The 22,351-nt window shown below is 71.7% G+C and carries 22 protein-coding genes and 1 riboswitch; of the genes, 3 read left to right on the top strand and 19 right to left on the bottom strand.

Annotated features, from left to right (window positions below):
• Positions 1 to 56: 56 nt before the first annotated feature.
• The 11 genes from FBY23_RS24920 to FBY23_RS24970 all read right to left on the bottom strand — a co-directional run bounded on the left by FBY23_RS24920 (position 57) and on the right by FBY23_RS24970 (position 12,765).
• Positions 57 to 620: a TetR/AcrR family transcriptional regulator gene (locus FBY23_RS24920; protein WP_141800602.1), complete on the bottom strand. Its 564-nt coding sequence runs from the start codon at positions 618 to 620 to the stop codon at positions 57 to 59.
• Complete coding sequence (locus tag FBY23_RS24925; RefSeq protein ID WP_141800603.1) at positions 617 to 1,312, bottom strand: class I SAM-dependent methyltransferase; 696 nt, start codon at positions 1,310 to 1,312, stop codon at positions 617 to 619. Before FBY23_RS24925 ends, FBY23_RS24920 begins: the two co-directional genes overlap by 4 nt.
• A complete protein-coding gene (locus FBY23_RS24930) occupies positions 1,309 to 3,297 on the bottom strand; it encodes an acyl-CoA dehydrogenase (protein ID WP_141800604.1) in 1,989 nt (662 codons plus the stop codon). Before FBY23_RS24930 ends, FBY23_RS24925 begins: the two co-directional genes overlap by 4 nt.
• A 32-nt stretch (positions 3,298 to 3,329) precedes the next feature.
• Complete coding sequence (locus FBY23_RS24935; RefSeq protein WP_141800605.1) at positions 3,330 to 4,559, bottom strand: C40 family peptidase; 1,230 nt, start codon at positions 4,557 to 4,559, stop codon at positions 3,330 to 3,332.
• Between the two features lie 245 nt (positions 4,560 to 4,804).
• A complete protein-coding gene (locus FBY23_RS24940) occupies positions 4,805 to 5,881 on the bottom strand; it encodes a phosphatase PAP2 family protein (RefSeq protein WP_260806545.1) in 1,077 nt (358 codons plus the stop codon).
• Between the two features lie 10 nt (positions 5,882 to 5,891).
• Complete coding sequence (locus tag FBY23_RS24945; protein ID WP_260806546.1) at positions 5,892 to 6,887, bottom strand: ABC transporter ATP-binding protein; 996 nt, start codon at positions 6,885 to 6,887, stop codon at positions 5,892 to 5,894.
• A 28-nt stretch (positions 6,888 to 6,915) separates the two neighbouring features.
• The gene (locus FBY23_RS24950; protein WP_141800607.1) at positions 6,916 to 8,547 is read right to left on the bottom strand and encodes an iron ABC transporter permease; all 1,632 of its coding nucleotides are present in this window, start codon (positions 8,545 to 8,547) and stop codon (positions 6,916 to 6,918) included.
• A gap of 11 nt (positions 8,548 to 8,558) precedes the next feature.
• The gene (locus FBY23_RS24955; protein WP_141800608.1) at positions 8,559 to 9,626 is read right to left on the bottom strand and encodes a thiamine ABC transporter substrate binding subunit; all 1,068 of its coding nucleotides are present in this window, start codon (positions 9,624 to 9,626) and stop codon (positions 8,559 to 8,561) included.
• Positions 9,618 to 9,726, bottom strand: a riboswitch (TPP riboswitch). (Overlaps the previous gene by 9 nt.)
• Before the next feature lie 7 nt (positions 9,727 to 9,733).
• Positions 9,734 to 10,801: an MBL fold metallo-hydrolase gene (locus FBY23_RS24960; protein WP_141800609.1), complete on the bottom strand. Its 1,068-nt coding sequence runs from the start codon at positions 10,799 to 10,801 to the stop codon at positions 9,734 to 9,736.
• Between the two features lie 9 nt (positions 10,802 to 10,810).
• Positions 10,811 to 11,635 carry an SDR family oxidoreductase gene (locus FBY23_RS24965; protein ID WP_141800610.1) on the bottom strand — a complete coding sequence of 275 codons (825 nt, stop codon included), beginning with the start codon at positions 11,633 to 11,635 and terminating at the stop codon, positions 10,811 to 10,813.
• Positions 11,632 to 12,765 (bottom strand): diacylglycerol kinase, encoded by a 1,134-nt coding sequence (locus FBY23_RS24970; protein ID WP_141800611.1) that lies wholly within the window; start codon positions 12,763 to 12,765, stop codon positions 11,632 to 11,634. Before FBY23_RS24970 ends, FBY23_RS24965 begins: the two co-directional genes overlap by 4 nt.
• A gap of 131 nt (positions 12,766 to 12,896) precedes the next feature.
• Here FBY23_RS24970 and FBY23_RS24975 point away from each other — a divergent pair, with 131 nt between their 5' ends.
• Positions 12,897 to 13,193 (top strand): hypothetical protein, encoded by a 297-nt coding sequence (locus FBY23_RS24975; protein ID WP_141800612.1) that lies wholly within the window; start codon positions 12,897 to 12,899, stop codon positions 13,191 to 13,193.
• 15 nt (positions 13,194 to 13,208) lie between these two features.
• Here FBY23_RS24975 and FBY23_RS24980 read toward each other — a convergent pair whose 3' ends face one another.
• The gene (locus FBY23_RS24980; protein ID WP_260806547.1) at positions 13,209 to 14,411 is read right to left on the bottom strand and encodes an NADH:flavin oxidoreductase; all 1,203 of its coding nucleotides are present in this window, start codon (positions 14,409 to 14,411) and stop codon (positions 13,209 to 13,211) included.
• 118 nt (positions 14,412 to 14,529) lie between these two features.
• On the opposite strand from FBY23_RS24980, the gene FBY23_RS24985 reads away from it, so the two are divergent.
• Entirely contained in the window at positions 14,530 to 15,426 is an 897-nt protein-coding gene (locus FBY23_RS24985) for an oxygenase MpaB family protein (protein ID WP_141800613.1), read from the top strand.
• Between the two features lie 13 nt (positions 15,427 to 15,439).
• Here FBY23_RS24985 and FBY23_RS24990 read toward each other — a convergent pair whose 3' ends face one another.
• The 5 genes from FBY23_RS24990 to nth are packed head-to-tail and all read right to left on the bottom strand — an operon-like array spanning position 15,440 to position 19,515.
• Positions 15,440 to 16,216: an enoyl-CoA hydratase/isomerase family protein gene (locus tag FBY23_RS24990; RefSeq protein WP_141800614.1), complete on the bottom strand. Its 777-nt coding sequence runs from the start codon at positions 16,214 to 16,216 to the stop codon at positions 15,440 to 15,442.
• Between the two features lie 21 nt (positions 16,217 to 16,237).
• Entirely contained in the window at positions 16,238 to 17,422 is a 1,185-nt protein-coding gene (locus tag FBY23_RS24995; RefSeq protein ID WP_141800615.1) for a MarP family serine protease, read from the bottom strand.
• A gap of 19 nt (positions 17,423 to 17,441) precedes the next feature.
• A complete protein-coding gene (locus tag FBY23_RS25000) occupies positions 17,442 to 18,182 on the bottom strand; it encodes a CoA pyrophosphatase (RefSeq protein WP_260806548.1) in 741 nt (246 codons plus the stop codon).
• A complete protein-coding gene (locus tag FBY23_RS25005; protein WP_141800616.1) occupies positions 18,179 to 18,799 on the bottom strand; it encodes a TlpA disulfide reductase family protein in 621 nt (206 codons plus the stop codon). Before FBY23_RS25005 ends, FBY23_RS25000 begins: the two co-directional genes overlap by 4 nt.
• On the bottom strand, positions 18,799 to 19,515 hold the full coding sequence (gene nth / locus FBY23_RS25010) for an endonuclease III (RefSeq protein ID WP_141800617.1): 717 nt from the start codon (positions 19,513 to 19,515) through the stop codon (positions 18,799 to 18,801). Before nth ends, FBY23_RS25005 begins: the two co-directional genes overlap by 1 nt.
• A 60-nt stretch (positions 19,516 to 19,575) precedes the next feature.
• Here nth and FBY23_RS25015 point away from each other — a divergent pair, with 60 nt between their 5' ends.
• The gene (locus FBY23_RS25015) at positions 19,576 to 20,307 is read left to right on the top strand and encodes a Crp/Fnr family transcriptional regulator (RefSeq protein ID WP_218235436.1); all 732 of its coding nucleotides are present in this window, start codon (positions 19,576 to 19,578) and stop codon (positions 20,305 to 20,307) included.
• Between the two features lie 140 nt (positions 20,308 to 20,447).
• Here the strand turns inward: FBY23_RS25015 and FBY23_RS25020 are convergent, their stop codons facing one another.
• Both FBY23_RS25020 and FBY23_RS25025 read right to left on the bottom strand, forming a co-directional pair.
• Positions 20,448 to 21,356 carry a DUF559 domain-containing protein gene (locus FBY23_RS25020; protein WP_141800619.1) on the bottom strand — a complete coding sequence of 303 codons (909 nt, stop codon included), beginning with the start codon at positions 21,354 to 21,356 and terminating at the stop codon, positions 20,448 to 20,450.
• 175 nt (positions 21,357 to 21,531) lie between these two features.
• Complete coding sequence (locus FBY23_RS25025; protein WP_260806549.1) at positions 21,532 to 22,350, bottom strand: MBL fold metallo-hydrolase; 819 nt, start codon at positions 22,348 to 22,350, stop codon at positions 21,532 to 21,534.
• Between the last annotated feature and the right edge of the window lies 1 nt (position 22,351).

Raw genomic sequence — 22,351 nt, forward strand, 5'->3', positions numbered from 1 at the left:
ATGGGTGCCAACTCGACGCTGAGAACCCGGCAACTCAACGGTGAGTCTGCGGCAACTCAACGAGGGGCGAGCAACCCCGACAGCCCCGCGGCGATCGCCGCGGGGCTGTCGTCGTACTCGGGCGGCATCGTCACGTAGCTGAGCGCCAGCCGGGCCAGCGTCCGGGCGAGCTCGCGTACAACGGCGGGGTCGGTGCCCGGCCAGGCTGCGCCGGCCGCTTCCTCCAGCTGCTCGGCGACCCGGACGAGGAGCGGGCCGGCGTCGGTGGTGACGATCCGGACCAGGTCGTGGTGGGCGTCGCCGGCGCGGACCCGGTCGATCAGCGGGTCCTCGGCGGCGGTCTCGAGGAAGAGGCGCAGGCCCTCCCCGAGACCCTCGCGCGGCGAGTCCGCGTGGGCGGCGAGGGTCGAGCCGATCAGCGCGCACAGGGCGTCGGCGAGGTGGACCGTGTAGGCCTGCGCGAGCCCGTAGCGCGAGCCGAAGGCGTTGTAGAGCGTCTGCCGGCTCACCCCGGCGTCCCGGGCGACCGCCTCGAGCGTGACCTCGCCCCAGGGCCGTTCGAGGAGGAGGGCGCGCAGGGCCGCGAAGATGGCGGTCCGACGCTCCGCGACCGCACTCACGTTCCGGCGCCCCCGCGCTTGACCCCACGGAAGTACGCGATCGCGCCGCTGCGCTCGAGGACGAGGTCGGCGATCCCCTCGCGGGCGAACCAGTCCTCGAGGTCGGCGCTGGTGCAGCCGGGGCCGAGGAGGCCGGCGGCCCGGCCGACCCGGCGCAGCGGCTCGAAGCGGAGGCCGGTGTCGTTGAGCAGGGCACTGCCGGTGAGGACGCCGCCGGGGCGCAGCACCCGGGCCATCTCGACCACGGCGCGCTCGGGGTCGGGGAAGCAGTGCAGGCCGGTGAAGGTGACGACCAGGTCGAAGGAGCCGTCGTCGAACGGCAGGTCACCGACGTCGGCGATGCGCGGCACGACCTGGTCGGCGAGGCCGCGACGCTCGGCGACGCGCATCGTGCGGTCCAACATGGTCTGCGCGATGTCGCCGGCGACGTACTCCACGCCCTGGCCGGGCCGCAGGCCGCGCAGCGCGACCCCGCCGCCGCAGGGGATGTCGAGGATCCGGCTGCCCCCGGGCTGCCGGCCGATCTCGTCGGCGGCCCGGTAGAGCCGGCGCAGGTCGCTGTTGATGCCGACCCTCCACACGGCGCCGCCGGCGGTGGGGTGCTCGACACTCCAGTCGTAGAACGACGCCCACAGCGGGTCGTCGGACCAGCCGCCCAGTCCGGGGATGTGGGACAGGGTGGACCGGATCATGCCTCTCCTCCGATGAGTGCTTCGGCGCGCAGCAACGCCTCCGGTACGGCGAACGCGTCGACCAGCTCGCGCGCGACCGGCCGCACCCGGCGGCACAGCTCCGCGACCTCCCGGGTGATCGCCTTCGAGCGCTGGGTGGTCAGCCGCCCGTGCTCGATGAACCAGCCCCGGTCGGCCTCGATGCCGGACAGCGCGTGCAGGTCACAGAGCAGGTTGAGGGTCAGCCTGAGGTCGCCGTCCTCCTTGGGCACGGAGGCGACCTTGGCGACGAAGGCCTCCAGCACCAGCCGCTCGACGTGGGCGCGGGCCGCGGCGATGACATGGTCCTGCACCCGCGAGAAGACCTCGCCCGGGTTCATGCCGGAGTCGACACCGCGCTTGAGCCGCCGGGCGACGCCGCCGATCAGGTGCTCCTCGCGGAACCGGTACATCGCGAGGTGGTAGTTGGGGTCGCGCAGCCCGCTGTCGGTGTGCCAGTCGTCGTTGCCGCCCGGCAGGGCGTCGCGAATCTGCTCGAACAGCCGGTGCACGCGCGTGCGCTCGAGCACGGTCTCGACGGCGAGACCGGCGACGAAGCGCACCATCCCGAGCTGGTCGAGGTCGGAGAAGTCGCTCGCGTAGTCGGTCAGCAGCCCCTTGCCGACCAGCTGCAGCAAGACGTGGTTGTCGCCCTCGAAGGTCGTGAAGACGTCGGTGTCGGCCTTGAGCGCGGCGAAGCGGTTGACGGCGAGGTAGCCCGCGCCGCCGCACGCCTCGCGGCACTCCTGGATCGTGTCGGTCGCGTGCCAGGTCGCCAGCGCCTTGGTGCCGGCGGCCCGCGACTCCAGCAGCCGGCGGGTCTCCTCGTCGTCGCGGATGCCGGAGAACACGTCGTGCAGCTCGCCGGCCAGCACCTCCTGCGCGAAGTGCAGCGCGTAGGTGCGCGCCAGCCGCGGGAACAGCCGGCGCTGGTGCAGGCCGTAGTCGAGCAGCAGCTGCTCCTTCTCGACCGCGCCCTCGTCCTCGGCGCCGGTCTCGAACTGCCGGCGCCGCAGGCCGTAGCGGACCGCGATGGTCAGTGCCGTCTTGGCCGCGCTCACCCCGGCCGCGCCGACCGAGACCCGGCCCTGGACCAGGGTGCCGAGCATCGTGAAGAACCGCCGGCCGGCGCTCTCGATCTCGCTGACGTAGGTGCCGTCCTCGGTCACGTCGGCGAACCTGTTGAGCAGCGCCTCACGCGGCACCCGCACCCCGTCGAACCAGATCCGGCCGTTGTCGACGCCGTTGAGGCCCATCTTGGGGCCGTCGTCCTCGATCCGGACGCCGGGCAGCGTCGCGCCGTCCTCGTCGCGCAGCGGTACGACGAGCGCGTGCACGCCGTGCCCCTCGCCGGCCACCTCCAGCTGGGCGAACACCACCGCCACCCGTGCGTGCTCGGCGGCGTTTCCGATGTAGTCCTTGCCGGCGCTGGGGGTCGTCGTGGTGACCACGAACTCGGACGTCGCGGGGTCGTAGGTCGCGACGGTGCCCAGCGCCTGCACGTTGCTGCCGTGCCCGGTCTCGGTCATCGCGAAGCAGCCGAGCAGCCGGCCACTGACGACGTCGGCGAGGTAGGCGTCGTGGTGGCGCTTCGTGCCGAGCTGCAGGATCGCGCCACCGAACAGGCCGAACTGCACGCCGACCTTGACGAGCACCGACAGGTCGCCGTACGCCAGGGACTCGAAGGCGGCGATCGACGCCCCGATGTCGCCGCCCCCGCCGTACTCCTTCGGGAAGCCCATCCCCGCGGCGCCGGTGCCGGCGATCTCGAGCACGACGTCCTTGACGCGCTCGCGGAACTCCGCGCGCGGCATCGCCTCGGCGTCCTCCAGCACGGAGGCGTACGACGGCAGCAGCTCGCGCACCGTGCGGCGGACGTCGGCGTACCCCCCGTCGAGCAGGGCGGTGAGCGCGACGACGTCGACCGTCAGCTCGGGGGGCGCGGTCGCAGTGGACTCCTCGGCCATGGGGCGAACCTAGTGGATGCGCGGAAGCCCGGTCAGGGCCGCGCGAAGAAGTCCGGCGTACGCCAGTAGTCGATCGACTCCACGCTGACGGGCCGGCCGGTGCGCGGGGCGTGGATGATCTGCCCGTCGCCGGCATAGAGGGCGACGTGGAAGATCGCGCCCGGGCCGCCGTCGGACCAGAACACGAGGTCGCCGGGGCGCAGCTGGTCGCGGGTGATCGGCGTGGACTGCTCGTACTGCGCGACCGAGTAGTGCGGCAGCGTCCTCCCCCCGGCCGCCCAGGCCTTCTCGACCAGGCCGGAGCAGTCCCACGAGTCCGGGCCGGCGGCGCCCCACCGGTAGGGCTCGCCGAGCTGGGCGCGGGCGAAGGCGATGGCCGCCTGGGCGCCGTCGGCGGGCGCGGGGTCGGCGGCCGGGGTGGGCGCATCGCCCTTGTCGCCCTTCGCGGCCTTGGCCTCCTCGGCCTCCTTCGCCGCCTTGGCGTCGGCGGCGGCCTCGGCGGCCGCCTCGGCGTCGACGGCGGCCTGGTGGGCGCGGGCGACGGCGACACTCACACCCTGGAGGCGGGCGAGCCGCTTCACGAGCCGGGTACGGCGGGCCTCGATTCGCGCAGTGACCGCCTCCGCGTCCTGGGCGGTCGCCCGGGCCCGGTCCCGCGCGGTCCGCGCGTCGGCGAGCGCCCGGTCCGCCTCGGCCGCGGCCGCGGTGGCCGCGTCGGCGGCCTCGGTGGCAGCCGTCGACGCGGCGATGTACTCGTCGCGCCGCTGGTCGAACAGTGCCTGCACGTGCTCGTTGGCCGAGGTCTGCTCGAGCAGCGCGTCGATCCCGTCGGCATCGACGATCGCCTCGACCATGGACAGCTCCAGGCCCATGCCCTGGGCGGTGATGACCGCGTCACGGAAGGCGTCCTCGTGCTCGGCCAGCGCCTGGGCGGCGGCCGCGGAGTCCGCCGTCGCCCGCCGCTCGGCTGCGCGCGCGGTGCGGGCGGCCCAACGCGCGCCGTTCCAGGCCTCGGTCGCGCGGGCAGCGCGGATGGTCGCGGTGTCGAGCTCGGCGGCCGCGTCCGCTAGCCGCTGCTGGATCGCGGCAACGTCACTCTGGGCGGCGCCGGCCCGGTCCTGCGCGGCCTGGACGTCGGCGGCGCTCGGCGCACCGGGGTTGGCCGGGGTGGGCGGGGTCGGGTCCGCCTGCGCTCCGGGGATGCAGACCACCGCCGTCAGGACGAGGGCGGCCAGGCCGGTACCGAAGGTGGAAGAACGCACTCGCGTCACCGTAGTGCGCTTTTGTCACATGCGAAACAAAAACCTCAGAAATCTCACAGGTCGTCGGCGTGTCGGCTTGCGAATTACATCGATGTCATTCTCGATCAGTCCGCCAGTTTCACCGGTCGGCCGGTGAAACTGGCGGACTGGGACGACAAAACTCGCGCTTGGACGAGGATGCTTCCTCGTCCAAGCGGGAGTTTCACCGGTCGACCGGTGAAACTCCCGCGGCGACCACATCCGGGTCAGTCGACGTTGACCGGGACCTTCGAGGTGGTGGTCGTCGGATGCGAGTGCCCGCGTCTGTCGAACTTCTGGCCGCTCGCGATGCCACCGACGTAGAACGAGACGATCGCGATCGCGATGCCAGCGAGGTCGTCGGCCACGTAGTGCCAGCCGAAGTAGAGCGTGGCGATCACGGTGAGGCCGAAGTTCACCCAGAACACGATCTTGAGGATCTTCGAGCGCAGCGTGTACTGCACCATCAGGGCGAAGAGCAGGGTGATCGCGCAGTGCAGGCTGGCGAAGCCGGCGATGGAGTTCACGGACTCGGTGGCGCCGCCGTACAGCACGTTGCCGCGGGCCCTGACGATCGAGTTCATCAGGTCGGTGGTGCCGGTGTGGGACAGCGCGGTGTACTCGGGCCAGTAGGCGATGCCGGGGCCGAGCGTGGGCAGCAGGTAGTACGACAGCGTCCCGAGCGACCAGGCGAGGCACTGCGAGGTCACGAACCAGTAGCCGAAGGAGTGGTTGCGCGACCAGACCAGCCAGGCGGTGACGGCCAGCGGCACCAGCGGCAGGAAGCCGAGGTAGATCGGCGAGAGCACGTGCGCGGTGAGGGACGTGCCGAAGACGGCGTGCAGCACGTCGCTCGGGTCGTGGCCGAAGAAGATGACCCGGTCGAGGATGTGCAGCTCGCGGTCGAAGGACAGCGCGCGGACCTCGCCCGGCGCGGCGTTCGGGTCGGAGCGCACGAACGGCAGGAACGACTTGAGGTTCCGGTAGCTGACGTAGGTCAGGTAGAAGCTGATGACGCCGATCGCGACCAGGATCGCGCGCTCCTTGGTCCAGTGCGTGCGCAGCCGCTCCCGGACGACCGGCACCACACGGCTGGGCCGGCCGTGGGCCTTCCACAGCGCCAGCGGCAGCAGGTCGAGCAGGAGCGCACCGAGCAGGAGGAGCGGCAGCCGGATGTACGACGGTCCGAGGAAGCTCCCCTCGGGGTCGAGGAGCCGGCGATCGAGCTTCCACGCGGTGAGGACGGCGAGACCCAGCATGAGCGCGGCCGTGCCGATGAGAAGGGTGTAGGCGCGGCGATACACCCGAGGGATCCTACGGTGCAGTCCCAGCGGGTTCGGCCGCAGTGTCGGGCAGAGCGGCGATTCCGTGCTCTGCGACACGTACGACGACCCGCTGGCCCGGCTCCGCCACCCAGCCCGGCACCCCGACGGCGTCCAGCTCGCCGACTCCGTCGACGGCCACCACCAGCCGGCCGGCGTCGGGGGTCGGGCGGAAGCCGACGACCGAGGCGGGGAGGCCACCGGCGAGGTCGGGACCGGCCAGCAGGGCGGACGGCCGGAGCGCGATCCCGCCCGAGGGGCGGCCGAGGAGGGCAGCGGCGAGGTGGGGGGCGAGGACGCGGGAGTAGCCGAGGAACAGGGCGGTGCCGGCGTCGGCCGGGTGCGCCCAGACGTCGCCGGTGGCACCCTCCTGGACGATGCGTCCGTCCCGCATCACGGCGAGCCGGTCGGCGATCGCGAAGGCCTCGTCCTGGTCGTGGGTCACCAGCAGGGCCGTCGTACCGGCGTCGGCGAGGATCTGTCGGAGGTCGGCGGCGAGCCGTCCGCGCAGCCCGGCGTCGAGGGCACTCAACGGCTCGTCGAGCAGCAGCAGCCGGGGTCGCGCGGCCAGGGAGCGGGCCAGGGCGACGCGCTGTCGCTCGCCGCCGGACAGCGTGCGGGGCAGGCGGTCGGCGTACCCGCCCAGGCCGACCAGCTCGAGCAGGTCATCGACCTCGGCGCGGACGGCGGCGCGGGAGGCGCCCTGCAGGCGGCGGGCGTAGCCCACGTTGCGGGCGACGGTCAGGTGGTCGAAGAGCTGGCCGTCCTGGAACATCAGCGCGAACCCGCGCCGGTGCGTCGGTACGCCGGCGAGGTCGGCGCCGTCCCACGCGATCCGCCCGGAGGTCAGCGGCTCGAGGCCGGCGACGGCGCGCAGCAGCGTGGACTTCCCGCAGCCCGAGGGCCCCAGCACGCCGAGCACGTGGCCGTCCTCGACGCTGAGGTCGACGCCGTCGACCGCCACCGTCCCGTCGAAGGCGACGCTCACTCCCCGAAGCTCCAGGCTCACCACGAACTCACCACGATCCCACTCCCGGCACACGCAGCCGCTCGACGACGAGGATGACACCCGCGGTCACGGCGGCCAGCACCACTGACGCGGCCATGGCGGTGCCATAGTTGAGGGCACCCGGATGCCCGAGCAAGCGGTAGATCACCACCGGGAGTGTCGGCTCGGCCGGCCGCACGATGAACGACGTGGCGCCGAACTCTCCCAGCGACACCGCGAACGCGAAGCCGGCCGCGGCGAGGAGCGGCCGCCACACGACGGCGAGATCGACGGTCAGGAGGGTCCGCAGCGGACCGGCTCCGAGCGAGGCGGCGGCCTGGCGCTGGCGGTCGTCGATGCCGGCGAGAACCGGCACGAGCGTGCGGACGACGAGAGGGAGGGCAACAAGCGCTTGGGCGATCGGCACCAGCAGCGGACTCGCCCGCAGGTCGAGCGGCGGCTGGTCGAGGGCGATCAGGAACCCGAAGCCGAGGGTGACCGCGGAGACGCCGAGCGGCAGCATGAAGAAGCCGTCGAGCACGGCCCGCGCCCGCTTTCCCGCTCTGCTGCGGACCTTCCGGGTCACCGCGAATGCCACGACGAGCCCGAGGGACAGCGACATCCAGGTCGCGTCGACCGCGATCCGCAGGCTCGCGGCGAGCGCGTGGATGACCGAGACCTGGAGCAGGCCGTCGGCCGACCCGCCCAGCGCGCGGTAGAAGTCGAGGCTCCAGCCGCCGTCGCGTCGCACCGAACCGACGAGGAGCGCCAGGACCGGCAGGGCGACAAGGGCGAGGGTGAGCGCGGTGACCGCGAGGGCCGGCAGGTCGCGCGGGCGGGGGCGGGCGGGGGCGGCAGCGATGCGTCGCACGGTCGGGTCGGGTGCGGCGCGCAACCGGCCCACCACGACGAGCAGGGCCACGACCGCCAGCATCTGCACCAGCGAGAGCGCCGCCGCGGCCGGCAGGTCCAGCAGGTCGGCGGTGAGCAGGTAGATCTCGGTCTCGACCGAGGAGTACCGGACGCCGCCGAGGACCAGCACCACACCGAACGCGGTCGCGCAGAACAGGAAGACCACGCTCGCCGCCGACACGATCGCCGGGCGCAGCGCGGGCAGGGTGACGGTCCGGAACACCTGCAGCGGCGTGGCGCCGAGCGCGGCCGCGGCCTCGGCTGGGCGGCGGTCGAGGCCCTCCCAGGCGACGCCGACGGTGCGGATCACGACCGCCACGTTGAAGAAGACCAGACCGATCAGGATCGCGGCCGCCGTGCCGTCGAGGTCGAGGAACCCGAGCGGGCCGGACGACGAGATCAGCTCGCGCACGGCCAGGCCGACGACAACCGTGGGCAGCACGAACGGCACGAGCAGCGCCGTACGGATCAGGGCGCGGCCGGGGAAGCGCAGCCGGTGCAGGACATAGGCGGCCGGCAGGCCGAGCAGCACCGCGAGCGTGGTCGCGACACTGCTGGTCCACACCGTGAACCAGAGCACGCGGCCGGTGCGCGGGCGCCGCAGCACGTCGAGCACGGCACCCGGGTCGAACGAGCCGTCCGGCCACACGCCGCGGTGGAGCATCGCGCCGACCGGCAGCACGAAGAAGACGGCGACGACGGCGACCGGGACCGCGGCGAGCAGTCCCAGTGCCAGTCGTCGGGCCATTCTCGAACTGCCTAGCGCGACACGATCTCCGTCCACTGCTCCAGCCAGGCCTTGCGCTTCTCGGTGATCTGGGCCGGCGCGACCTGCTCGGTCTTCTCGGGCTGCTTGGCGAACCTCGCCCAGTCCGCGGGCAGCTCGACCGACGAGTCGACCGGGAACACGTACATCGACTCGGGCAGTGCCGCCTGCACCTCGGGCGAGAGCAGCCAGTCGATCACGGCGTGCGCGCCCGCGGTGTTGGTCGTGTCGCCACTCAGCACACCGGCGTACTCGACCTGCTCGAAGCAGCCGTCGAGCAGCGCGCTGGTCGTGGTCTTGTCGCCCGCCTTGTCGAGAGTGAACGCCGGCGAGGAGTCGTAGGACACCACGATCGGGCGGTCGCCGCCGGAGAAGGTGAAGTCGGTGAAGTACGCGTCGGACCAGCCCTTGACGACCTTCGCGCCGTTGTCGACGAGCCCGGTCCAGTACGACGACCAGTCGTCGCCGTACTTCGCGATCGTCGCGAGCAGGAAGGCCAGGCCGGGGGAGCTGGTGCTGGCGCCGGGGATCACGAAGAGATCCTTGTAGGCGGGCTTCGTGAGGTCGTCGAGGCTCGTCGGGGCCGGGATCCCCTTGGCCTGGAACCAGGCGTCGTCGACGTTGACGCAGACGTTGCCGGTGTCGACCGGCGTGAGCGCGTCCTCGTCGTCGCCGTCGAGCTCGTAGGCGTCGGCGCCCTGCGGCAGCGTCGGCGCGTACGGCGCGAAGACGCCCTCGTCGACAGCTCGCGTCGCGAAGGTGTTGTCGACGCCGAAGACGACGTCGCCGACCGGCTTGTCCTTGGTCAGGACCAGCTCGTTGGTCAGCGCGCCGGCGTCCTCGAGCTTGCTGATCGTGAGCCGGTAGCCGGTGTCCTTCTCGAAGGCCTTGACCAGCTCCTCGGGGACGGCGAACGACTCGTGGGTCACCAGCGTGACCGTCTTGTCGTCCGCCTTGTCGCTGTCACTCTCGCTGCTGAGGAGCGAGCAGCCGCTGGCGAGCAGGACGGTGGTCGAGAGGCCCACCAGGGTGAGGCGGCCGGTGAGCGTGCGCGTACGCATCGGATGACTCCCTTCGCCGGTGCTAACCGGATCAGGTTCGGAGGGTCTGCGGCCCGCGCCGCACTCTCAGCACCCGGATGGTGCTCCCCTGTCTGACGCCTCCGATTCTAGGACGCGGTGTAGACCACGCCGTCCGGCAGGTCGACCGCGGTGGCCTGACCCCGGGCGACGAGCAGGTCGAGGTGCGCCTTGGTCTCCATCGCGGCCATGCCCTGGCTGAACACGTCGAGCTCCCCGAACGCCCGCTCGTGCCGGGTCCAGCCGAGGTCCTTGGCGACGACGAGCGAGGTGGCCGCGCCCCGCGCGCGGAGGGAGTCGAGGCACAGCGAGAGCCGGTCCTCGTGGTGGGCGAGCAGCTCGTCGACGCGCTGGTACGACGACGGCGCGACCGGGCCGTGGGCGGGGAGGATGCGCAGGTCGGGGAGCTCGCGGACCCGGGCGAGGGAGGCCATGAACTGGCCGAGGGGCTGGTCGGCGGGCGGGACGGTGAAGCCGATGGAGGGCGTGATGGTCGGGAGCACGTGGTCGCCGGAGAAGAGGACGCCCTCCGCCTGGTCGGCGAAGACGTAGTGGCCGGGGGTGTGGCCGGGGGTGTGCACGGCGTCGAGCCGGCGCCGGCCGATGTCGACGGCCTGGTCGCCCTCGAGCCAGGTGCTCGGGAACGCCCAGTCGACGGCCTGCGGAAGGTCGCGCGGACCCGCGGCCCAAAGCTCCGCGATCTCCTCGGCGCCGGCGGTACGCAGCACGGCGAGGAACGGGCTCTCGTCGAGGCCCTCGCGGCTGGCGCGGTGCAGCAGCTCGAGCGCGGGCTGCTCCTCGCGACCGAGGGCCACGTCGGCGCCGTACTCGTGGCCGAGGACGGTGGCGAGCGTGAAGTGGTCGCGGTGCACGTGGGTCACCAGGAACCGCTTGATGTCGCCGAAGCCCGAGCCGATCGAGCGCAGGGACGTGTCGAGCAGCTCCCGGGCGACCGGGATCGACCAGCCGCCGTCGATCAGGGTGAGCCCGTCGTCGCCCTGGACGACGTACACGTTGATCGCCTTGAGCGCGTCCATCGGCAGCGGCAGCGGGATCCGGTGGACGCCCTCCGCGACCTCCCAGGCGCCTTCGTCGGCCCAGTGCCGGCCCGAGTCGGGCGAGATGGCGTGTCCGGTGGCGACCCCTCCAGTGCTCATGAACGCACTCTAGGCGTCGTTCACATCCGGTCGCAGATCGGGTAGGTGGAGGTCGAGGTTCGGCTCCTGGATGCCGCCGTCGACCTCGAGCAGCTTGCCGGTGACGTACTTCCCGGCCGGCGAGGCGAGGTAGACGACCGCGGCGGCGATGTCCTCGGCCTCGCCGATCCGGCCGAGCGGCGTGGCCTCCTCCAGCTGGGTCCTCATCTCCGGCACGCCGGCCACGAACTCCAGCGCGCTGGTCATCACCGAGCCCACGAAGACGCCGTTGACGCGGATCTCCGGGTTGAGGTCGGTCGCGGCCAGCCGCGACCAGTGCGCGAGCGCGGCCTTGGCGGTGCCGTAGGCGAGGTACCCGCGCCCGGCCAGCCGGCCCATCGCCGAGGAGATGGAGGTGATCGACTTCTGCCGGCCCTCGCCCGCGGACCTCAGCATCAGCGGTACGGCGGCCCGGCTGAGCGCGTGCGCGGTGGCGACGTTGAAGTGGAAGGCCTCCTCGAGGTAGGCCACGTCGGTGTCGAGGAAGGCGTTCGGGATGGTGCCGCCGACGTTGTTGACGACGACGTCGAGGCGCCCGAACTCGTCGAAGGCCGCACCGGCGAGGGCGGCGACCTCGTCGGTGTGCGCCAGGTTGGCAGGTACGACGAGTGCCCGGCGCCCGGCCTCCTCGATCCGCTGTGCGACCTCCGCCAACTGGGCCTCGGTGCGCGAGGAGATGACGACGTCCGCGCCGGCCTCGGCGAGCGCGACGGCGGTGGCGGCACCGATGCCGCGGCCGGCGCCGGTGACGACGGCGACGTGGTCGGTGAGCCGGAATCGGTCCAGGATGCTCATCGCTTCTCCTTGGCGCCCGCGACGGTACCGGTGACGAGGCCGCGGCCGGTGACCAGCGGCAGGTCGAGGGCGGTGACCAGTCCGGGCCTGGCCGCGACGACGGCGGGGATCGCGTTGATCAGCCGCTGCGCGGTGACGATCATCCCGGACACGTTGTGGTCGCCGTGCTCGCCGTGGTGGGTGAACTCGAGCTTCATGCAGGGCTCGCCGGTGATCTCGATCCGGTAGCAGCCGTCGCCCTCGGCGGGAGTGGGCCACTCGGGGACCTGGTCGGGCGCCGTACGCGTGACGTGCTCGAGGGTGACCCGCGGGACCCCGTCGACCGTGCCGATGACGCGGAAGCGGACGGCCCCCATGGTGCCTTCCGCCACGTCCAGTGACACGGTCCTCGTGTCCCGCGGCGCGGGCCGCCGGTCGACCTCCTCGACCAGCGGCTCGTCGAGCGTCACGCCGAGCCCGGCCGCGATCAACCGCACCACCGGCCCCCAGGCCGTGGTGAGGATGCCCGGCTCCCACAGCAGCGGCTTGGCGTCCCCACCGTCGATCGGCCGTCCGAAGCCGAACAGGTCGCGCATGACCACCGGCTGGTAGTACGTCGAGTAGTCCGCGATCTCGCTGACCACGACGTGGTCGATGCGCTGGGAGAGCGAGGTCAGCACCAGCGGCAGCACGTCGTTGGCGAAGCCGGGGTCGATGCCGTTGACGTGCAGGCTGGCGTTGCCCTGCCGACCCGCCTCGTCGATGGCCTCGATCATCTCGTCGGGCAGCGTGCCCTCACGGTGGAGCAGGATGACCGGCCCCGAGGAGACGACGTTGACGCCGTCGCGGACCAGCTCGGTGAGGTCGGCGATCGACTCGAACACCCGGTCGTCGGTCATCGCGCCGTGCACGACGCAGTCCGGCCGCAGCGCGACCAGCTCGTCGCGGTCGGTCGTGGCCCTGACGCCGAGCTCGCGGTCGAGACCGGCGAGCAGGCCGGCGTCCTGGCCGTGCTTCTCGGGCGTCGAGGTCCACACGCCGACCAGCTCGAGGTCGGGATGGGCGTCGACGCCGACGATCGCGTGCCGCCCGATGGTGCCCGTGGACCAGACGACGACCCGTAGCGGCTTCTCGGGGATGACCTGTGACATGCGGGCCAATGTAGAACGAGTTCTAGTTTCTGGGAAGAGGTGTCCCGCGCCCGGGAACGGGGCATGCAGCCCGTCGACCGGAGGGCGCGCACGTCCGCGCGCCCACACCGACCGACCCAGGAGACCCATCCATGAAGATCAAGCTCGTCAGCTCGGCCGTCCTTCTCGCCGTCACGCTCTCGGCGTGCGGTGGCGGCGGCCGGCCCTCGCAGGACGAGGTCGCCGACGCGATCAAGGACCAGATCCCCGGTGGCTCCTCGGCGCTGACCGACGACGTCATCGACTGCATCGCCAAGGCCGTCGTCGACTCCGACCTCTCCGACGAGACCCTCAACAAGATGGTCGACAACGACAAGGGCTCCAGCGACGAGGTCTCCGACGCCTCCGAGGTGATCGGCAAGGCCAGCGCCGACTGCATCGCCAAGTGACGCGGGGCTGACCCCTCAGCCTCGATCGGGCGCCGGGATCACCTCTCCCGGCGCCCACTCGGGGCAGCGGGTCCCCGAGTAGATCGTCGGCATGCAGCGGTTGCAGTGGATACAGATGCCCCCGGCCGCCGTACCCGACCGCAGCCTGTGCACCAGGTCCGGCTCGCGCAGCAGCGCCCGGCCCATCACGACGAAGTCGAAGCCGTCGGCCATCGCCTGTCGCATGGTCTCGAGCCGGTTGATGCCGCCGAGCAGCATGAGCGGCATCGCGACGGCGGAGCGGAGCTCCAGCGCCTTCGGGCGGAAGTACGCCTCCTCGAAGGCGTAGCGCTTCATGAACCCGCGCCCTGCCGGCGTCCTCATCCCCCACCGCACGAGCGGTGGCATGGTCGCGGCGAACTCGGCGACCGGGGCGTCGCCGCGGAACAGGTACATCGGGTTCATCAGCGACGAGCCGCCCGAGAGCTGCAGGGCGTCGAGGTGACCGTCCGCCTCGAGCAGCTGCGCGAGCTCGACGCTCATCGCGGTGGTGACCCCGCCGGCGAAGCCGTCGGAGACGGAGACCTTGGCGGTCACCGCGACGGCGTCCCCGACCTCCTCGCGTACGACGCGCGCCACCTGTCGCGCGAGACGGGCCCGGCGCTCGAGCGGGCCGCCCCATCGGTCGCGGCGGCGGTTGAGGCCGGGGGCGAGGAAGGACGAGATCAGGTACGAGTGCGCCATGTGCAGCTCGAGCACGTCGAAGCCCGCGCGCACCAGGGTCCGGGCGGTGTCGACGTACGCCCGGGTGACGCGGGTCAGGTCCTTCTCTGACGCGGAGCGGATCATCTGCATCGACAGCGGGCTCGGCATCGGGCTGGCCGCGATGGCGTGCACGCCGTTGGAGCGGCCGTTGGCGACCGGGCCGGCGTGCCCGACCTGGCCGGCGATCGCGGCGCCCGTCGCGTGGATCTCGTCGGCGAGCCTGGCCAGGCCGGGCAGGGTGCGCTCCCCCACGACGATCTGCTCGCTGTGGGTGCGTCCGTCCGGCGCGACGGCCAGGTAGGCGACCGTCGTGAGGCCGACGCCGCCGGCAGCGGGAGCCCGGTGATAGGCGATGAGCTCGTCGGTGACCACGCCGTCCGGCGTACGCCCCTCGAAGGTCGCAGCCTTGACCGTGCGGTTGCGCAGCCGGACCGGACCCAGGTCCACCGGGGCGAAGACGTCGGGGATGCTCACCGGGCGCACTCTAGCCGCGAACTGGAACACGTTCTAGAAGGTCGCGGTCCGAAAAGCGAAAGGAAAGTGAGAACTCGTCATCTATTGCGGATCCGGGGACCGTCCTAGGCTCCGGAGCATGGCCAAGACGCTGTGGCGGGACCGCAACGAATCGCTCGACCCGGAGACCGACTACGTCGAGATCTACCAGAACCTGGCGCTCTACGAGTTCACCTGGGACCTCACCCAGGCGCTGAGCTTCGCACTGTTCCGGACCTACGCCGTCCCGAGCATCGGCCGCCTCCTCGACGAGACCGGCGCGTTCACCGGCGCCGTCCAGAAGCGGTACGACGACACGGCGCTGCTCCTCGAGGCACCGTTCGTGCACGGCTTCGACTCGGAGGCCGGCAGGACCGCGCTGCGGCGGATCAACCAGATGCACCGCATGTACGACATCTCCAACGACGACTTCCTCTACGTCCTGTCGACCTTCGTCGTGGTCCCCAAGCGCTGGCTCGATGACTACGGCTGGCGCGCGCTGACCGCCACCGAGCTGCGCGCGAGCGTGAACTACTACCGCGCGCTCGGCAGGCACATGGGGATCAAGGACATCCCCGAGACGTACGACGCGTTCATGCACCTGATGGACGACTACGAGCGCGCCCACTTCGACTTCGACGCGGGCGGACGCCGGGTCGCCGACTCCACGCTGCGCCTGCTGACGACCTTCTACCCGCGCCCGCTGCGCAGGCCGGTCGAGCTGTTCAGCCGCGGCCTGATGGACCAGCCGCTGCTCGACGCGTTCGCCTACACCGACCCCGGTCCGCTCGTGCGCCGGCTCAGCGTCGGCGCGATGAAGGTGCGGGCGCGGCTGCTGCGCTTCACGCCGTCGAACCGGGTGCCGACGTACACCGCCGACCTGCCGCGGATCAAGAGCTACCCCGGCGGGTTCGCGCTCGCCGACCTCGGCACCTTCCCGGTGCCCGGCGCCGGCGGCTGCCCGGTGCGGCACGACGCCACCGCGGCCGCCGACTGAACTCGGCGACCCACTAGCCGTTGAACCGGGGCGCCCGCTTCTCCACGAACGCGGCGACACCCTCGCGCCCGTCGGGGCTCACCGAGAGGGTGCGGATCGACAAGGACTCCTGGCGCAGCGCGGTCTCCGGCGTCGGCGCGGCGACCTCGCGCAGCAGCCGCTTGGCGGCGGCGTTCGCGGTGGCGGAGCCGGCGGCGAGGCCGTCGACCACCTTGTCGACGGTGGTGGCCAGCTCGTCGGCGGGCACGACCCGCGCGACCAGGCCGGCGGCGTACGCGTCCTGGGCGGTGAGCAGGTCACCGAGCAGGGCCAGGCGCAGGGTCCGGTGCAGGCCGAGGGTGTTGACGAGCAGCGAGCTGCCGCCGTCGGGCGAGAGGCCGACCTTGGTGTAGGCGAGGCTGAACTTCGCGCTGTCGGCGGCGATCACCACGTCGGCCGCGGCGGCGAGCGGGAAGCCGGCGCCGGCGGCGGTGCCCTGGACGGCGCTGACGACGATCGCGTCGGAGCGGACCAGCTCGCTGACCACGCGGTGCAGCGCCTCGGCCAGGTCGTCGATGAAGGCGGCCACGTCGTCGGCTCCGGCGAAGGCGCCGAGGTCGCCGCCGACCGAGAAGAACCGGCCCTCGGCGGCGAGTACGACGACGCGCGCGCCGTCGCGGTGAGCGGAGCGGACGGCGTCGTGCAGCTGGGCGACCGAGGCGTGGTGGATCGGGTTGCCGCGCTCGCCGTCTGCGAGGGTGATCCGGGCGACGCCGGCGGCGTACTCGTAGCGCACGAAGGTCTCGGTCATGCGTCCACTATGGCGGAGCCTCTAGGAGGCACAGTCGCCGGTGTCGACCTCGGCATCGTCGGTGCCGGGGGCGGTGCCGGCCCGGGCGCTGGCCTGCACCTGCTGGGCGGTGAGGGCGTAGCCGGTCTCCGGGTCGGTGACCGAGGCGGCGAACACGACGCCGGCGACCCGGCCCTGCGGCGTGACGATCGGGCCGCCGGAGTTGCCGGGGCGGACCAGGCCACGCAGGGAGTAGACCTCGCGGACCACCGTGCCGTTGCCGTAGATGTCGGGCGAGCGGAGGTTCTGCATCGCGCGGACCCGCCCGGTCTGCACGTCGAACGGCCCGTCCTGCGGGTAGCCGACGATCGCGACCGCGTCCTCCGCGCCGATCGTGGTGTCGAAGTCGAGCACCGGGGCGTCGTCGGTCTCGAGGGCGAGGACGGCGATGTCGAGCTCACGGTCGTAGAGCACGACCCGGGCGAGCTCGGTGCCGCCGCCGATGCTGACCTCGGGGTCGTCAACGCCCGCCACGACGTGGGCGTTGGTCATCACACGGTCGGGCGCGAAGACGAAGCCGGTGCCCTCGACGCCGCGACCGCAGTCGTTGGCGCCGCGGATCTTGACCACGCTCGACCGGGTCTCCTTGACCGGCTCCGTGCCGGGCAGGTCGGCCGGGCCGGGCGCGACCTCGACGATGCGCTCGGGCGCGAACGGCTCGAGGTAGCGCGGGAAGAAGCCGGTGCCGACGACGTTGTTGAAGGCCTGCAGCGCGTTGGGGGCCGAGTCCGGCAGCACCGTGTTGACCTTCGAGAGCACCACCGAGCTGCGCACCATCGAGGTGACCGAGCCGATCCGGGTGCCGGAGATCGCGACGCCGAGGGCCCACGCGACGAGCAGCACGGCGAGCCCGCTCAGCAGCGCACCGCCGATGGCGTCGAGCGCCCGGGCGGGCTGCCAGGTGATCCGCTCGCGGACCCGGGCGCCGGCGTACTGCAGCACGGCCTGGCCCAGCGACGCGCACAGGATGACGATGAACAGCGCTCCCAGCGAGACCGCGAGCGACGGCTCGAAGTTGCTGAGCACCACGGGGGCGAGCAGGATCCCGCCGAGGCCGCCCGAGAGCAGGCCGATCGTCGCGAACGCGCCGGTGATGAAGCCCTGCCAGTAGCCGGACAGGGCGTACGCCGCGACGAGGACGACGAGCAGCCAGTCGAGGACGTTCACGCGGGGCTCATTCGGCGGCTCACTCGTTGGGCTCCAGGATGTCCATGCCGTCCCCCGGCTCCTCGTCGGCAGCTGCCGCGGCGGCCGTCCGGCGGACGTGCTCGGCGAGCATGTAGTCCGGGAGATCATGCACCGGCGGGTCGCTCACCGGTGGGAGCCACCCGAGGAAGTCGAAGAACCGGGTCAGGATCCCGCCGGTGAAGCCCCACAGGATCACATCCTTGTCGGGGCCGATCAGGAAGCCGGGGCCCATCCAGCCGCCAGGATGACGGACCTGGATCCGGTGCTCGGGGGCGAACAGCTCCTCGAGCGTGACCCGGTGGATCGCGTGCACCTCCTCCGGCGAGGCGACCCGGATCGGAGCCGGGTCGCGCCACCAGCCGAGGACCGGCGTGACCGCGAAGTTGGACGGCGGCAGCCACAGCTCGGGCAGTGTCCCGAAGACCTCGACGCCGGCCGGGTCGACCCCGATCTCCTCGTCGGCCTCGCGCAGCGCGGCCTCGACGACGGTCTCTCCGGGGTCGATGCTGCCGCCGGGGAAGGAGACCTGGCCCGGGTGGGAGCGCATGTCATGGGCCCGCTCGGTGAGCAGCACGTCGTGGTCGCCGAACAGCATCAGGACCGCACCGCGGCGTACGGGCCTGTCCTGAGGGGGCAAGAACGCCGTCAGCTCGCTGCCCTGGATGGCACGCGCGCCTGCCGCGACCGGCCGCAGCCAGTCGGGCAGGTCGTCGGGGACGTCGGTGGGCAGGTCGCTCACGGCGCCGCCTTCTCGGTGAGGTCGATGCCGAGGTGCTGCTTCACCAGCGCGACCACCTCGTCCAGCGAGTCGAGGCCGCCGGCGGCCTGCTCGACCGAGCCGTCGGCGCGCACGAACAGGAACTGCGGCAGGCCCTTGATCACCAGGTCGCTCTTCTGGAGGTCGCCGCAGGCATCGGCCGCCGACGGGTAGGTGACGCCCTTCATCCGGGCGAAGTCGATGGCCGCGGCGGGGTAGGTGTCGAGGTAGTTGACGCCGAGCAGGGGCACCCGGCTGCCGTAGGTCTCGTGGAACTGCTGCAGGACCGGCATCTCCTCCCGGCACGGCGCACAGGTCGTCGACCAGAAGTTGATGATCGCCGGGCCCTTCACGTCGGCCAGCGAGACCGGGGCCGTGCTGCCGAGGCAGTCGATCGCCAGGTCGGGCAGGTCGGCGGCACCGGACTCGGTCGGCAGTGCCGTGCAGTCGGCGATCCCGGCGGCCTCGCGGTCCTTGACCAGGTCGGGCGTCGTGACGTCGACCTTGCACGCGAACGCCGCGGGAGCAACGCTGTCGCAGCCGGTCAGCAGCACGGCGGCCGCCACCAATGCGACGAGCGCGGCGGGCAGGCGATGCATCAGTTGGGGCCCTCCGTGCGGACCAGCTTCTCGGCCTCGACCGGGTCCGTCGGACCGGTGCCGTACGACGGGCACCACCGGGCGACGGGGCAGGCACCGCACGCGGGCTTCTTGGCGTGGCAGCGGCGCCGGCCGTGCCAGATCAGGTGGTGCGACAGCATCGTCCAGTCCCGCTTGGGGAACAGCGCACCGACGGCGTGCTCGACCTTCACCGGGTCGGTCTCCTCGGTCCACCCGAGCCGCCGGGCCAGCCGGCCGAAATGGGTGTCGACGGTGATGCCGGGGACGTCGAAGGCGTTGCCGAGGACCACGTTGGCGGTCTTGCGGCCCACTCCGGGCAGGGTCACGAGGTCGTCGAGCCGCGCAGGCACCTGGCCGTCGTACTTCTCCACCAGGGCGGCGCTCAGCTTGAGCAGCGACTCGGTCTTGGCCCGGAAGAAGCCCAGCGGGCCGACGATCTGCTCGAGGTGGGCGCGGTCGGCGGCGGCCATCGACGCAGGGTCGGGATAGGCCGCGAACAGGGTCGGGCGCACCGCGTTGACCCGCTTGTCGGTGGTCTGCGCGGAGAGCACGGTGACCACGAGGCACTGGAACGGGTCGTCGAAGTCGAGCTCGGCCTTCGCGTCGGGGTAGGTCTCCCCCAGCACCCGGTCGATCTTCCGCGCCCGCCTCACGAGCTGGGTCGACGTCTCCTCGGTGGTGTCGATCGGCCGCACGGACGCCACCCTACGGTGTGGGTACGACAGTCTGATCCTGCGCGTCCTGTTAGGTGTGACATGCCGCACTGGCTAGGATGCCGCAGACCGGGTTTTACGTTCTTTGGAGGAAGCGTGGACAACGACGTACTCCGTCAGGCGCCACTGTTCAGTGCCCTCGACGACGAGGCGATGGCAGGGCTGCGCACGTCGCTGGCCACGACCCGGCTGCGCCGCGGCGAGGTCCTGTTCCACGAGGGCGACAGCGGCGACAAGCTGTACGTCGTCCTCGAGGGCAAGGTGAAGCTCGGCCGCACCTCCTCCGACGGGCGCGAGAATCTGCTCGCGATCATGGGCCCCGGCCAGATGTTCGGCGAGCTGTCGCTCTTCGACCCCGGCCCGCGCTCGGCGACCGTCACCTGCGTGACCGACGCCGAGTTCGCGTCGCTGTCCCACGAGGACCTGCTGCGCTGGCTCGAGGGCCGCCCGACCGTCGCCCGCGGGCTGCTCGCCCAGCTGGCGGCCCGGCTGCGCAAGGCCAACGACGTCGTCGCCGACCTGGTGTTCTCCGACGTCCCCGGTCGCGTCGCCAAGGCGCTGCTCGATCTCGCCGACCGCTTCGGCCGCACCGCCGACGACGGCGTGCACGTCCACCACGACCTCACCCAGGAGGAGCTGGCCCAGCTGGTCGGCGCCTCCCGCGAGACGGTCAACAAGGCGCTCGCCGACTTCGCGTCGCGCGGCTGGCTGCGCCTGGAGCCCCGCTCGGTGGTCATCCTCGACATGGAGCGGATGTCGCGCCGAGCGCGCTGAGCCACTTCGTACGGCAGACCCGGGTCTCTTCCCAGTCCCTCTAACCGTTCGATCGAACGGTTAGAGGGACATCTTCACGCCAGAACTCCCCCAACCCGTTCGATCGAACGGATTGGAGGTAGGTCCACCCGACGCCACGCTCAGGCTGCGAAGTGCGCACGCCAATCGTCGCTGATCATGGGAACGGCGCCCCAGCCACGAAGCACCAGCTGGCGTCGAACACGCCGAAGGGTGTTGAGCGGGTTCTCGAAGATGCCCTCCGCCGTCACCACGATGACGCGATAGCCCTCGTCGTCGAACTCCTCGCGTCGGGCGATGTCCGCCCGCCACTGTGACCTGTCCGTCGCATGCTGCCGGCCGTCGTACTCGACGATCAGCTTGATCCGCTCGTAGCAGAGGTCGTAGCGCCTGCGCCAGGAGCCATCCTCCCAACGGCGCACGACGTTAACCTCTGGTTCTGGGAGGCCAGCCAGGACGATCAGCAGTCGCAGCCGAGTCTCCATCGGAGAATCGACTCCGTCGCGCACGAAAGTCGCCGCCGCACGTGCGAGGCCCGCGTAGTACGCCTCAGTCTCCGCGCACGCCTTGCGCAGCTCGGATGCCGTGAGCTTGAACTTGCGGCAGAGCGCATCGCCCAAGATCACCAGATCGACGAATCCCAGACTTCCCGCGCAGTCGATGAACGTCTCGAAGGGATCGCTCACCCGCATACCTCTCACGACGATGATGCGGCGACGTCGGCTCGTCACGTGGATCTTGATCTGCGGCCTGAATCGACGCTCTTTCTCTTGCCGCACGGTGATGTGGACGAACGGGTGGTCCGGAACAGGAAGTCCAAGCAGCGCCGCGGCGCTCAGCCGACTCACGAACGCCCACGGCGGATGAAGCAGCAACGCTGCGCGATACATGCAGTCAAGGTCGGCATGCTCCTCAAGCACCCACACGCCCCTGACCAACTGGTGGTACGCCTTGTTCTGCAGCTCCCATCGCGTGTGCCCCGCGCGCTCGAACTGTCTCGTGAGGAACGGACGGCTCAGATCGATGTCCATGACCGAAGAGTTGTCGGTGTCGCCCGATCCTGCTCGCCTCCTCCACAGCCTCCGATGAGCGAAGGCGGAATGCCACCCCCTCTAACCGTTCGATCGAACGATCTGGGGGAGTTCGAATTCCAGACGTCCCTCTAACCGTTCGATCGAACGGTTAGAGGGACGTCAGTCGGCCTGGTCAGCGGTGTGCCAAGTACGCGAGCTGGGCCCGCACCGACGACTCCGCCGCACCCCAGAGCGACTCGTCGACGTCGGCGTACACGACCTCCACGACCTGCTGCGGCAGGGCCGGGTCCTCGGCGACGTCGGGCGGGAGCTCGCCCGTTGTGAGACCGAGGCGCTGGAGCGCGACCTCGACCTGGGCGAGGCGATCGCGGCGGTGCACGACGTAGTGGTCGAGGACCCCGGCGGCGTCGGGGAGCACCGGCCCGTGGGCCGGCCAGAGCGACCGCACCCGGCCGTCGGTGACGAGGGAGCGCATCCGGGCGATCGAGTCGAAGTACGAGCCGAGGTCGCCGTCGGGGTGGACGATCACCGTCGTACCGCGGCCGAGCACCATGTCTCCGGTCAGCAGGGCGCCGTCGGCCTCCACGAGCAGGGAGATCGAGTCGGTGGTGTGGCCCGGCGTCGTCAGCACCTCGACATCGAGGCCGCCGACCGAGAGCACCTCGCCGTCGGTGAGCGGGTCGGATCGCCAGCACTGCGCGGGATCGAGCCCGCGCACCCCGCAGCCCATCCGCTCGGCGAAGGAGCGCGCCGCCTCGGTGTGGTCGAGGTGGTGGTGGGTGACCACGACCGCCTCGACCTCGCCGGCGACGGCCGCCACGGCGTCGAGGTGATCGTCGTGCAGCGGGCCCGGGTCGACCACGATCGAGCGGCCGGACCCGGGCTCGCGCAGCACCCACGTGTTGGTGCCGTCGAGCGTCATGATGCCGGGGTTGGGGGCGAGCACGCAGCGGCCACGCTCGCCGTACCCGCCTCCGGTCCAGGGCTCCACG

Origin of the sequence: Nocardioides sp. SLBN-35 (genome assembly GCF_006715725.1) — a bacterium.
Classification (GTDB): domain Bacteria; phylum Actinomycetota; class Actinomycetes; order Propionibacteriales; family Nocardioidaceae; genus Nocardioides.

Excerpts from the sequence above, each read along its gene's own strand:
- FBY23_RS25020 (WP_141800619.1), bottom strand. The coding sequence starts at position 21,356 with ATGGACATCGATCTGAGCCGTCCGTTCCTCACGAGACAGTTCGAGCGC.
- FBY23_RS24950 (WP_141800607.1), bottom strand. The coding sequence starts at position 8,547 with ATGGCCCGACGACTGGCACTGGGACTGCTCGCCGCGGTCCCGGTCGCC.
- FBY23_RS24930 (WP_141800604.1), bottom strand. The coding sequence starts at position 3,297 with ATGGCCGAGGAGTCCACTGCGACCGCGCCCCCCGAGCTGACGGTCGAC.
- FBY23_RS24965 (WP_141800610.1), bottom strand. The coding sequence starts at position 11,635 with ATGAGCATCCTGGACCGATTCCGGCTCACCGACCACGTCGCCGTCGTC.
- FBY23_RS24925 (WP_141800603.1), bottom strand. The coding sequence starts at position 1,312 with ATGATCCGGTCCACCCTGTCCCACATCCCCGGACTGGGCGGCTGGTCC.
- FBY23_RS24990 (WP_141800614.1), bottom strand. The coding sequence starts at position 16,216 with ATGACCGAGACCTTCGTGCGCTACGAGTACGCCGCCGGCGTCGCCCGG.
- FBY23_RS25015 (WP_218235436.1), top strand. The coding sequence starts at position 19,576 with ATGCCGCACTGGCTAGGATGCCGCAGACCGGGTTTTACGTTCTTTGGA.
- FBY23_RS24970 (WP_141800611.1), bottom strand. The coding sequence starts at position 12,765 with ATGTCACAGGTCATCCCCGAGAAGCCGCTACGGGTCGTCGTCTGGTCC.
- FBY23_RS24985 (WP_141800613.1), top strand. The coding sequence starts at position 14,530 with ATGGCCAAGACGCTGTGGCGGGACCGCAACGAATCGCTCGACCCGGAG.
- FBY23_RS24975 (WP_141800612.1), top strand. The coding sequence starts at position 12,897 with ATGAAGATCAAGCTCGTCAGCTCGGCCGTCCTTCTCGCCGTCACGCTC.
- FBY23_RS24960 (WP_141800609.1), bottom strand. The coding sequence starts at position 10,801 with ATGAGCACTGGAGGGGTCGCCACCGGACACGCCATCTCGCCCGACTCG.
- FBY23_RS25005 (WP_141800616.1), bottom strand. The coding sequence starts at position 18,799 with ATGCATCGCCTGCCCGCCGCGCTCGTCGCATTGGTGGCGGCCGCCGTG.
- FBY23_RS24955 (WP_141800608.1), bottom strand. The coding sequence starts at position 9,626 with ATGCGTACGCGCACGCTCACCGGCCGCCTCACCCTGGTGGGCCTCTCG.